Annotated in this window: 8 protein-coding genes; 6 read left to right on the top strand and 2 right to left on the bottom strand. The window is 74.8% G+C overall.

The genetic code is table 11. The features are described from left to right. The coding region (locus tag AOK23_RS07980; RefSeq protein WP_157877973.1) for a response regulator transcription factor at positions 1 to 379 on the top strand (379 nt) is incomplete at its 5' end. A 177-nt stretch (positions 380 to 556) separates the two neighbouring features. Then, the gene (locus AOK23_RS07975; protein ID WP_240496303.1) at positions 557 to 1681 is read left to right on the top strand and encodes an SGNH/GDSL hydrolase family protein; all 1125 of its coding nucleotides are present in this window, start codon (positions 557 to 559) and stop codon (positions 1679 to 1681) included. Between the two features lie 30 nt (positions 1682 to 1711). Here AOK23_RS07975 and AOK23_RS07970 read toward each other — a convergent pair whose 3' ends face one another. Next, the gene (locus AOK23_RS07970) at positions 1712 to 2248 is read right to left on the bottom strand and encodes a hypothetical protein (RefSeq protein ID WP_055712046.1); all 537 of its coding nucleotides are present in this window, start codon (positions 2246 to 2248) and stop codon (positions 1712 to 1714) included. A 223-nt stretch (positions 2249 to 2471) separates the two neighbouring features. On the opposite strand from AOK23_RS07970, the gene AOK23_RS07965 reads away from it, so the two are divergent. Beyond that, positions 2472 to 3035, top strand: a complete 564-nt coding sequence (locus tag AOK23_RS07965) for a hemerythrin domain-containing protein (protein WP_055712045.1) — start codon at positions 2472 to 2474, stop codon at positions 3033 to 3035. Positions 3036 to 3099: 64 nt separating this feature from the next. Here the strand turns inward: AOK23_RS07965 and AOK23_RS07960 are convergent, their stop codons facing one another. Further along, entirely contained in the window at positions 3100 to 4278 is a 1179-nt protein-coding gene (locus tag AOK23_RS07960; RefSeq protein ID WP_055712044.1) for an aminotransferase class V-fold PLP-dependent enzyme, read from the bottom strand. A gap of 436 nt (positions 4279 to 4714) precedes the next feature. On the opposite strand from AOK23_RS07960, the gene AOK23_RS07955 reads away from it, so the two are divergent. From AOK23_RS07955 to AOK23_RS07945, 3 genes are all read left to right on the top strand, one after another. Continuing rightward, a complete protein-coding gene (locus tag AOK23_RS07955; RefSeq protein ID WP_055712047.1) occupies positions 4715 to 6217 on the top strand; it encodes an acyl-CoA carboxylase subunit beta in 1503 nt (500 codons plus the stop codon). Positions 6218 to 6270: 53 nt separating this feature from the next. Further along, on the top strand, positions 6271 to 8016 hold the full coding sequence (locus AOK23_RS07950; RefSeq protein ID WP_055712043.1) for a fatty acyl-AMP ligase: 1746 nt from the start codon (positions 6271 to 6273) through the stop codon (positions 8014 to 8016). Then, on the top strand, positions 8013 to 11637 hold a 3625-nt coding region (locus AOK23_RS07945), incomplete at its 3' end, for a type I polyketide synthase (protein WP_240496302.1). The genes AOK23_RS07950 and AOK23_RS07945, both read left to right, overlap by 4 nt.

Raw genomic sequence — 11637 nt, 5'->3', positions numbered from 1 at the left:
CCCGGCGCTGCGGGCCGGGGCGCGCGGCTATCTCACCAAGGACGCCGACGGCGACGAGATCGTACGGGCGGTCCATGCCGTGCTGGACGGGGACGCCGGCCTGTCCCCGCGGGTCCAGCGGCGTCTGTTGGAGCAGCTGGCCCACCCGGATCCGGCGCCCGCCGTGCTCCCCGACCGGCTGACCGCCCGTGAGGCCGAGGTGCTGGCCCGTATCGCCGACGGGCTCAGCAACACGGAGATCGCCCGTGCCCTCCAGGTCTCCCCGGCCACGGTCAAGACGCACATCAACAACCTCTTCGCCAAGACGGGCGTCAAGGACCGGGCGCAGGCGGTGCGTTACGCGTATCAGAAGGGCCTGACGCGTCCGCCGGGGGCGTAGCTGGGGCGCCCGTCCGGCTTCCTGGCGGGTGGGCGGCCGTCGCGGCGGTCCGGCGCGTGACGGATGTCGACCCGAGGGGTTGACGGGGTCGTGTGGGGCGGTCACCTTCGAAAGCGCATGAACTGGGAGCGCTCCCATACTCCGCACCCGTCCGTCCGCGTGTCGAAGGGATGTCACATGCACATGTCTCGCCCCTTGCCCCCACCGTCACACCTCTCCCGCAGGACCCTGGTCGCGGCCGCCGCAGCGGGGCTCGCCACCGCCGCCGTCCCCTCCCCCGCGCGGGCGGCCGCCGACGCACGGGCCGTCTTCCACACCGTGGGCCGGGTCAAGGAGGCCGCCGACGGGATGGTGCAGTACACCTGGCCCGGTGTGTACTTCGAGGCGCGGTTCCGGGGCACTGGCATCGGGATCGTCCTCGACGACACGAACAACGACTACGACGTCCGGATCGACGGGACGACCGCCGCCACACTGGTCACCCCGGGCCGCACCGTGTCCTGGCTCCGCGGCCTGTCCGACACCGAGCACACGGTGCGGCTGGTCAAGCGCACGGAGAGCCCGTGGGCGGTGGGGCGGTTCGGCGGGTTCACGGCGGCCCCCGGCGGGGCGATCCTCGGCGCCCCCCGGGCGCGGACCCGGCAGATCGAGTTCATCGGCGACTCGTTCACCGCCGGGTACGGCAATGTCTCGCAGACGCGGGACTGCTCGGGCAACGGCGGCGTCAACCGGAACAGCAACGCCGATCTCGCGTTCGGCTCGCTGATCGCGCGCAGGCTCGACGCGGACCACCAGCTCAACGCGATCTCCGGTCGCGGCATGGTCCGCAACTACAACGGCGGCGACCCGGGCGTCAGCTACCGCACGTTCTACGAGCGGGCCCTGCTGAACGTGGACGGCGACGTGTGGCGCAAGCCCGACAGCTGGCGCCCCCAGGTCGTCGTGATCGGTCTGGGCATCAACGACTTCTCCACCCCCCTGCGTCCCGGTGAGCGCTGGGCCACCCAGGAGGCACTGGTCGCCGACTACGAGAGCGCCTACCACGGGTTCCTCGACCGGCTGCGGGCGCGCTACGGCCCCGGTACGTTCCTGGTGGTGTCGGCCACCCGGCCGTTCGCCGACGCGACCACGAGGATCGTGCGGGAGCGCAACCGGCGGGGCGACGACCGGGTCCGCCACTTCTTCTTCGGCGACGCGGCCCTGGACCTCCTCGGCTGCGACTGGCATCCGTCGCTCAGCGACCACCGGACCCTCGCGAACCTGCTCACCGAGTTCGTGGCGCGCCTTCCGCTGCGCTGGTAGCGGGCGGCCGGGCCCTTTCGCGGCCGGGGTTCAGGCCGGTAGGGCCTGCCCCGGCCGCAGTGCGTCGAGGAGACCGGCGTGGTGGAGTCCGGCCACGGGGGCGAGGAGGTCGGGGTGGCGCAGCAGCGCGGCGGCCCGGCGGTCCTGGACGTCCGGATCGAGCAGCCGGCGGAAGGCTACGGGGGAACCGGCGGTGTGGTGGGTGCCGGCGAGGGCGGTCACCGCGGCGCCGGCCAGGGCGGGGTCGGTGAGCAGGCAGGCCGCCCAGCTGGCGACGACCTCGTCCACCCAGCTCCGCCAGGCGTGCTCGTCCTCGGCCACGGGGTCCGTCTCGTCGGCCGTCTCGTAGCCGGTGATCCAGTCGAGCCGGGCCGAGCCGCCGGGTCCGGCGACGCCGACGAGGCCCGCGTCCATCGGCGTCGGGTAGCGCAGCCAGGCGGCCACGGTCACCGCCTGCCGGGCCTGGGCCTCGCAGAGGGCGGAGTCGATCGCGCCGCCGCCCGCCGGGTAGGCGCGGGTCAGCCACTGGGCGGTCGCGGCGATGAGGGGAGAGAGATCTGCGTGCACTGGGCCATCCGGGGTACTGGGGAGCGCGCACCGAAGAACGTAGCCGGGGACCGTCGCGACGGAAATGGCGCAGGCCACGCAACGGACGTGTCCTCGGCCACAGAGGCCGGCCGACCTGACCACCACGGGATCAATACGTCGATACCAGACACGAAGGGGGTTCACTGGCCCCCTTCGGGCCCGCCCGCAGCAGACGGCCGGGACAGGCGGAAAGGAGCGAGTCATGGGACACGGCGGAAACGTCGTCGAGGAACTCAAGACCGACCATCGCGAGGTGGAGGAGCTCTTCGGCAAGATCGAACAGCTGCCCTCGGGGCACGCCAAACGCAAGGAGTACGCGGACCAGGTCACCATCGAGCTGATCCGGCACTCGGTCGCCGAGGAGGCGTACCTCTACCCGGCGGTCCGTGAGCACGTGCCCGACGGGGACGCGATCGCCGACCGTGAGCTGCAGGACCACGCCGAGGCCGAGCGTCTCATGAAGGACCTGGAGCGGTGCGAGGCCGACGACCCCGAGTTCGACCGGCTGATCACCCAGCTCATGACGGAGATCAGGAGCCATGTGCGGGACGAGGAGAGCAATCTCTTCCCCCGGATGACCCGGTCCTGTCCGGCGGAGATGCTGGACCAGCTGGGCGACAAGGTGCGGACGGCCAAGAAGACGGCGCCGACCCGGCCGCACCCGTCCGCGCCGGACAAGCCCCCGGCCAACAAGATGCTGGCGCCGGGCATGGGTTTCGTCGACCGGCTGCGCGACGCGATGTCCGGCCGCGGCAAGGAGTCCTGAGGCACCGGTCGGCGGCCGGCACGGACTCGGGGCCCGGGGCGGATGTCCGCCCCGGGCCCCCGTGTCATCCGCCTGAGGCGATGCCGGCCATGGTCTCGACGGTCAGGTCGAGTTCGGCTTCGGTGTTGTAGTAGTGCGGGGAGAGGCGCACCAGCGGGTGGACGCCCCGGTGTTCGGTGTCGAACTGGGTGTGCTCGGGGACGGTGTACGTGACGTTGATGCCGTGTCCCGCCAGGGCGGCGGCGACCTCGGCGGCGGGCACGCCGTCGACCTTGGCGGTCACGATGGCGCAGCGGTGCGCGCCGAGGTCGTGGGTGGTGACGCCGGGCAGGGCGTCGAGGCGGTCGCGCAGATACGCGCCGAGGGCGAGGGCCCGTTCGCCGATCCGGTCCAGCCCCAGGTCGAGGGCCTGGCGTACGGCGGTTTCGAGGCCCAGCACATTGGCGTAGCCGGTCTCCCAGCTCTCGAAGCGCCGGGCGCCCGGCTGCCAGGTGAAGCCCCGCTCGCCGTCCCAGGTGGCCGCCTGGATCTCGATGACGTGCGGCTCCAGGTACTCCAGTGCCTCGGGCCGTACCCACAGGAAGCCGGTGCCGCGTGGGCCGCGCAGGAACTTGCGGCCGGTGGCGGTGAGCAGGTCGCAGCCGATCTCGGTGACGTCGACCGGGAACTGTCCCACGGACTGGGTCGCGTCGAGCAGGAACGGCACCCCGGCGGCGCGGGTGATCCGGCCGATCTCGGCGGCCGGGTTGATCAGGCCGCCGCTGGTCGGCACATGGGTGACGCCGACCAGCCTGGTCCGCTCGTCGATGAGGTCGGCGAGGGCGGCCGTGTCGAGCTGACCGTGCTCGTCGTCGGGGACGACGACGATCTCCGCGCCGGTGCGGCGAGCGATCTGGAGGTAGGCGAGGACGCTGCTGCCGTACTCGTCGCGGCCGGTGAGGATGCGGTCGCCGGGCTTGAACGTCAGGGAGTAGAAGGCGGCGTTCCAGGCGTGGGTGGAGTTGTCGAAGAGGGCGACCTCCTCGGGCCGCCCTCCCAGCAGTCGGGCGATATGGGTGTAGGTGGCGTCGATCCGTTCCCTCTCCCGTGCCGCGGCCTCGTAGCCGCCGATGGCGGCCTCGAGTTCCAGGTGGGAGGTGACGGCCGTCAGGGTCTGCCGGGAGAGCAGGCCGGCTCCGGCGTTGTTGAGGTGGATCCGGTGGGCGGTGCCCGGGGTGTCCCGGCGTAGTGCGTCGACATCCATGGGGCCATCCTTCCCGGTCGTCACCGCTGGGTGAACTGTGCGCGCCCCGGCTGGTCGGCATTCGGGGTGGCGGTGACGCCGGTATCGGTGAGTGTCCGGCTGTGGATGTCGCTGACGCCAGGGTGGCGACCGGCCGAACTTCTGCCCTGTCGAGGACCGGTCGTTGTCACCCGGGGAGCAACGCCGGGCCCGGGGGACTCAACTCCCGCAAACGAAACGGCGATCACACCGGACCTCTGCCGTCGCGCTGCCATATTCGGAAGCCACTTCGGAGGTGGCTGTGACGCTAGAGGTGACGACATCCCGGACGAGGCGGCCCGCGGAACGGACGCCGACCCGCCTGCCCGAACCCGCCGCCGGCCCGGTCGGCGCCCCCGCCGCCGGCCCGGTCGGCGCCCCCGCCGTCGGGCGTGCCCCGGACCGCACCGCCGACCGTGTGCGCGAGCTGGCGGAGCGCCGGGCGGTGGCGACGGCTCCGGGCGGGCCCAGGAGACGCGGCGAGTACGGCGCCCGGGAGCGGATCGATCTGCTGCTGGACGCGGGCTCGTTCACCGAGACCGGCCTGTTCGTCCGGGCCCGGCCCACCGGCGACGGCGCCCACCGCCCCCACGGCGACGGGGTGGTCACCGGGCACGGCACGATCGACGGCCGCCCGGTCTGTGTGTTCGCCCAGGACTCGACCGTCTTCGGCGGCAGCATGGGCGAGGCGTTCGGGGAGAAGACCCTCGCCCTGATGGACCTCGCCCTGAAGACGGGCTGCCCGGTCATCGGCCTCAACGACGGTGGCGGCGCCCGCATCCAGGAGGGCGTCACCTCGCTCGCCCTCTACGCCGAGCTGGTCCGCCGCAACGTACGGGCGTCAGGGGTGATCCCGCAGATCTCGGTCGTCCTCGGGCCGTGTGCGGGCGGGGCCGCCTACTCCCCCGCGATCACCGACTTCACCGTGATGGTGGACGGCGCCTCGCACATGTTCGTCACCGGACCCGACGTCATCGAGACCGTCACCGGTGAACGCACCAGCGCCGAGGAACTGGGGGGCGCCCGCGCCAGCAACACCGTCAACGGCAACGCCCACTTCCTCGCCGCCGGCGAGGTGGACGCCCTCGACACCGTACGGGACCTGCTGTCGTACCTGCCCGCCAACAACCTGGAGCGGCCCCCGCGGTACGCGCCGGGGGCCGCTCCCGACGGGGCGGTCCTGGACACGGTGGTACCGGACCGGCTCGGGCAGGCCTACGACATGCGGGACGTGCTCCGCGCGGTCGTCGACGACGGTGAACTGCTGGAGGTGCAGGAGCTGTTCGCGCCGAACATCATCTGCGCCCTCGCGCTCGTCGAGGGCGCCCCCGTCGGGGTCGTGGCGAACCAGCCGCTGCACGCCGCCGGGGTCCTCGACATCGACGCCTCCGAGAAGGCGGCACGGTTCGTACGGTTCTGCGACGCGTTCGGCATTCCGCTGCTGACCTTCGCCGACGTCCCCGGGTACCTCTCCGGCGTCCGCCAGGAGCAGGCGGGCATCATCCGCCGGGGCGCCAAACTGCTGTACGCGTACGCCGAGGCGACCGTCCCGAAGGTCACGGTGGTGGTGCGCAAGGCGTACGGCGGCGGCTACGCGGTGATGGGCTCCAAGCACCTCGGCGCCGACATCAACCTGGCCTGGCCCACCGCGCGCATCGCCGTCATGGGCGCCGAGGGCGCGGTGGGCGTCCTGCACCGCCGTGAACTCGCCGCGTCGGCCGACCCCGACGCACTGCGCGCCCGCCTCGTCGCCGCGTACGAGACGACGCACGGCACGCCGTACCTCGCCGCCGAGCGGGGGTACGTCGACGCGGTCATCGCCCCTCGCGACACCCGCTCCCACATCTGCCGCGCGCTGCGTGCCCTCGGCGGCAAGCGCGCCGCGATGCCCGAGCGGCGCCACGGCAACATCCCGCTCTGACCGGCCCGTCCGCCCCCGCAAGCACCGTCCCGCGACGTGAGGAGCCATGCCCGATGGACAGCCGCCGTCCCCCGTTCGCACCCCCGTTCCGGAGTCTGCCGGAGTACGTGGGGCACTGGGCCACGACCACTCCCGACCGTCGGGCGTTCACGTTCGTCGACCATCCGGCCCCGCACTCGCGGGGCGTGCACCGCACGCTGACCTGGCGGCGGCTGGACCTGCGGGTGCGGGCGGTGGCCGCCCGGCTCGCCGAGGAGGCCGCGCCCGGGGAGCGGGTCGCGGTGCTGTGCCCGCAGGGGACGGACTACGTCACCGCGTTCCTCGCGGCACTCACCGCCGGGCTGGTCGCCGTACCGCTGTACCCGCCCGGTCTGCCCGGCCACGGCGACCGGCTGGCCGCCGTGCTGGCCGACGCGGACCCGGCCGTCGTCGTGACGACGGGCCGTCTCCGGGACGAGGTAGGGGAGTTCTGCGGAGACCGGGGCCCGCGGATCGTCGCCGCCGACGAGGTGCCCGACGCCGCCGCCGAGAGGTGGCGGCCGGAGCCGCCGGACGCCACGGCGGTCGCGTACCTCCAGTACACCTCCGGCTCGACCCGCACCCCGGCCGGTGTGGAGATCACCCACGCCAATGTCGTCGCCAACGCCCGCCAGGCGCTCACCGCCTACGGGGCCGACGCCCAGCCGGTGACCTGTGTGGGCTGGCTGCCGCTCTACCACGACATGGGGCTCGTGCTGAGCGTCGCGGCGCCGGTGGTGCGGGGGGTGCTGTCGGTGCTCATGGACCCGGTGGCGTTCCTGCACGAGCCCGTGCGCTGGCTGCGGCTGCTCGCCGCGCATCCGCGGGCGCTGAGCGCGGCGCCCAACTTCGCCTACGACTACTGCGCGTCGGCCGTCACCGAGGCCCAGAAGGCGGGGCTGCGGTTGGACGGGGTGGCCGCGCTGATCAACGGCAGCGAGCCGGTGCGGCCCGGTACGGCCGACCGTTTCCATGCCGCGTTCGCCGCGCAGGGGCTCCCGGCCGGGACGCACTGCCCGTCGTACGGGCTGGCCGAGGCGACCGTCTTCGTCAGCGCGGCCCGGCCGGGCGAGCCGGTGCGCGGGATCGCGCTCGACCGTGACGCCCTCGCCACCGGCAAGGCGCTGCCCGCCCGGCCCGACGATCCGCGGGCGGTGCTGCTGGCCGGCTGCGGCACCCCGGCGGGCCAGCGGGTCCGGATCGCCGACCCGGTGTCCCGTGCCGCGCTGGCGGAGGGGGAGGTCGGCGAGATCTGGGTACGGGGCCCCAACGTGGGGCGCGGCTACCGGAATCAGGAGCGGCAGACGCGGCGGGTCTTCGGCGCCGTGTTCGCCGACCCCGGCGACGGTCCCGGCGCATGGCTGCGCACCGGTGATCTGGGGACGGTCCTGGACGGGCAGTTGGTCGTCACCGGGCGGCTGAAGGACCTCATCGTCGTCGACGGCCGCAACCACTACCCGCAGGACGTGGAGGCCACGGCCCAGGACGCGCACCCGGCGCTGCGCCGCGACCGGCTCGCCGCCCTCGGCGTCCCCGGCGGCGCGGGCGAGCAGGTCGTGGTCGTCGCGGAGCACGTCCGGACCACGACCCTCGCCGACCTCGACGTCCCGGCCGTGACCCGCGCGGTGCGCGCCGCCGTCTCCGCCCGCCACGGGCTGCGCCTCGCCGACGTCGTCCTGGTGCCGCCGGGCACCGTGCCCCGGACGTCCAGCGGCAAGGTGGCGCGGGCCCTCACGCGCGAGCGGTATCTGGCGGGTGCCTGGGCGGAGGTCTCCCCGTGAGGGCCGTCCGGGACGTCGACGAGGGCGAGTTGCGGCGGCTGGTCGCCGAGCGGGTGGCCGCCTGGACCGGTGCGGCGGTGGCGGACGTACCGATGGACCGGCCGCTCGCCGACCTCGGCATGTCCTCGCGGGACGCCGTCGTCCTCGCCGGGGACCTGTCGCGGGCGACGGGCCGGGACCTGCCGGTCACCCTGATCTGGGAGGCGTCGACCGGCGACGCCCTGGTGGCCCGGCTGTGCGGTACGGAGACGGAGGCGCGACCGCCGGTCGTACGGGCCCCCGTGACGGCCCCGCCGGGCGAGCCGATCGCGGTCGTCGGGGTGGGCTGCCGGCTGCCGGGCGGTGTGCGCGGGCCCGGCGACTACTGGCGGCTGCTGACCGAGGGCGTCGACGCGGTCCGCCGGGTCCCGGAGGACCGCTGGCGTGACTTCACCGCGTTCCCGCCCGCCGACGCCCAGCCGTACGGCGGGTTCCTCGACGACATCGCCGGGTTCGACGCGGACTTCTTCCGGATCACCCCGCGCGAGGCGGCGGTCATGGACCCGCAGCAGCGGATCCTCCTGGAGGTCGTCCAGGAGACCCTCGACCACGCCGCCGTCCCGGCCGCGTCCCTCGCGGGCACCGCCACCGGGGTCTTCGTCGGGATCTCCGCACCCGAGTACGGGCAGCTCACCGGCGCCGACCCGGCGGCCGTCGACCCCTGGGCGCCGGCGGGCGGGGCGCTGAGCGTCGCGGCGGGACGGCTGGCGTACGTCCTCGACACCCGGGGGCCCAGCATGGCCGTCGACACGGCCTGTTCGTCGTCGCTGGTCGCCGTGCACCACGCGTGTGTCAGCCTGCGCACCGGCGAGAGCGACGCGGCGATCGCCGCCGGGGTGAACCTGCTGCTGTCCCCCGCGGTCACCGTCGCCTTCCGGCGGGCGGGCGCCCTCGCGCCGGACGGGCGCTGCAAGCCGTTCTCGGCGGCGGCCGACGGCATCGGGCGGGGCGAGGGCTGTGCGGCCGTGCTGCTGAAGCGGCTCTCCGACGCCGAACGGGACGGCGACCGCGTCCTCGCCGTCATCCGCGCCACCGCGGTCAACTCCGACGGCCGCTCCAACGGCCTGCTGGCGCCCAACCCGGCCGCCCAGCGGGACCTGTTGGCCACCGCGTACGCGCGCGCCGGGCTCGCCCCGGCGCGCGTCGACCATGTCGAGGCGCACGGCACCGGCACCCCGCTCGGCGACCCGATCGAGGCGGGCGCGCTCGCCGCGGTGCTCGGCGCGGGCCGCGACGCCGACCAGCCGCTGCTCCTCGGCTCCGTCAAGGGCAACCTCGGGCATCTGGAGTCGGCCGCCGGGATCGCCGGCCTGGTGAAGACCGTGCTCGCCCTGCACCACGACCTCGTCCCGCCGTCGCTGCACTGTCTCGCCGAGGGCAGCTCCCTCGACGACGAACGGCTGCGGGTCGTGACCGAGCCCGAGCCGTGGCCCCGGTACGGCGGTACGGCCACCGCGGGGGTGTCGGGGTTCGGGTTCGGCGGCACCAACGCCCATGCCGTGCTGGAGGAGTGGCGGCCCGGCGCCCTGCTGCCGCCCCCGGCCGACGCGCCGACGGCCCGCGTCCACGTCCTCTCCGACGCCGACCCCGCGCGAATCCGGGACACGGCGGCCCGGCTCGCCGACTGGCTCGGGAGGCCCGAGGGCGACGCCACGCACCTGGCGGACGTGGCCCGCACCCTCGCCGGACGCGTCGGCCGGGGGCCCGTCCGCGCCGCGATCGTCGCCCGCGACCGGAACGAACTGGCGGACGGACTGCGGGCGTTGGGGCAGGGGCGGCCCCGCGCCCAGGTCGTGACGGGCGACCGTGACCTCGTAGGGCGGGGACCGGTGTGGGTGTTCTCCGGGTACGGCAGTCAGTGGGCCGGGATGGGGCGCCGGCTGCTGGCCGAGGAGCCCGCCTTCGCGACCGCCGTGGAGAAACTCGACGGACAACTCGCCCCGGAGTGCGGCCTGTCCCTCCACGACCACCTCTCCTCGGGCGGCCCGCTCGATCGCCTGGAGGTCGCCCAGCCCGTCCTCCTCGGCCTCCAACTGGCACTGGCCGAGCTGTGGCGCGCGTACGGCGTCGAACCGGTCGCCGTCATCGGCCACTCCCTGGGCGAGGTGGCCGCCGCGGTGTGCGCGGGAGCGCTGGACGTGGCGGACGCGGCCCGCGTGGTCGCCGTACGGGCTCGGCTGCTCAGCGGGCTGCGCGGCGGCGCCATGGCGGTCACGGACCTCGCCGACGACGAACTCGACGCGCTGGAACGAAACTTCCCCGGCGTCCATGTCGCCGTGCACTCCTCGCCCGCCCAGAAGGTCGTCACCGGCGAGGAGGCGGCGGTGGCCCGGCTCGTCCGGTCCTTGGAACGGGACGGGCGCGCCGTACGTGCCATGCGGGTGACCGGCGCCGGGCACTCGCCCCAAGTGGAGTCGCTGCTGCCCGAGTTGACGGACGCCCTGGCCGACATCCGGGGCGGGCGGCCCCGCATCCCCGTCCACTCCACCGTCCTGGACGACCCGCGCGGCGACTGCCACTTCGACGCCGCGCACTGGGCGGCGAACCTGCGGCGCCCGGTCCGGCTCGACCGCGCCGTCGCGTCCGCCACCGCCGACGGCCACACGGCGTTCGTCGAGATCTCCCCGCACCCGGTCCTCACCGGAGCCCTCACCGACACCGCGCCGGGCGCTCTGGCCGTGGGCTCCCTCCACCGCGACGCCGACGGCTCCGCCGGGTTCCTCACCCGACTGGCCACGCTGCACACGGCGGGCCTGCGCCTGCCGCTGCCACCGGGCCGGGTCGCCGACCTCCCGAGGCCACGCTGGCGCCATGGACGCCACTGGTGGACGGACGGGCGACGCGGGAGCGGCACGGCCGCGTCGAGCGGGGGGCCGAGAGCGGCCGCCGCGCCGACGGTTGCCGGAGGTGCGGTGGAGGTGCGGGGCACGGAGGAAGTGCGCGGCGCGACGGCGACAGGTGTCGGGGAGGAAGCGCGGGGCGCAGACGAGATGGGCGGCGCGATGGCGATGCGTGTCGGTGGGGAGACGCGGGGCGCGGAGGAGGTGGGCGGTGCGGTGGAGGTGCGGGGCGCGGAGGGCGTCTCGGTCGTCGCTCGGTTGTGCCATCACATCGCCGTCGTGACGGGGCACCCGCCGGCCCGTGTCACACCGGCCACCGCCTTCGCCGACCTCGGCCTCGACTCCCTGATGGCCGTCCGCATCCGGGCCGGCCTGCAACACGACTTCGGGAGGGAGCTGCCCCTGCGGGACCTGCTGGGCGCCGCGACAGTCGAGGAGACGGCGGTACGTATCCAACAGGCCCTGGCCGACGCCGGACCGACGCCGGAACCGACCCTCGCGGGGGTCCCGACGCCTCCGCCGCCGACCCCGGAAGGGCCGCGCCTAGCCACACCGGGGGCACTGGAGGCTCCTCACCCGGCCGCACCGGCGGCTCCCCGGCTGACGGCGCAGCCCGCGCTCTCAGCGCCCCCGTCGTCCCCACGGACGACACCGCAGCCCGGCGCCGTGCCGGCAACCCCCCGGCCAGCCCCACAACCGACGCCGCAGCCCGCCCTCCCGGCGCCGCCGGTCGCTCCAAGGG

The sequence above is a fragment of the Streptomyces torulosus genome (assembly GCF_001419765.1).
GTDB lineage: Bacteria > Actinomycetota > Actinomycetes > Streptomycetales > Streptomycetaceae > Streptomyces > Streptomyces torulosus.
Note: the sequence above shows the minus strand (reverse complement) of the source record. Positions and strands in the feature narration are given on the sequence as shown.

Coding starts and splice junctions, on each gene's coding strand:
- AOK23_RS07960 (WP_055712044.1), bottom strand. CDS start 4,278: ATGGATGTCGACGCACTACGCCGGGACACCCCGGGCACCGCCCACCGG.
- AOK23_RS07950 (WP_055712043.1), top strand. CDS start 6,271: ATGGACAGCCGCCGTCCCCCGTTCGCACCCCCGTTCCGGAGTCTGCCG.
- AOK23_RS07975 (WP_240496303.1), top strand. CDS start 557: ATGCACATGTCTCGCCCCTTGCCCCCACCGTCACACCTCTCCCGCAGG.
- AOK23_RS07965 (WP_055712045.1), top strand. CDS start 2,472: ATGGGACACGGCGGAAACGTCGTCGAGGAACTCAAGACCGACCATCGC.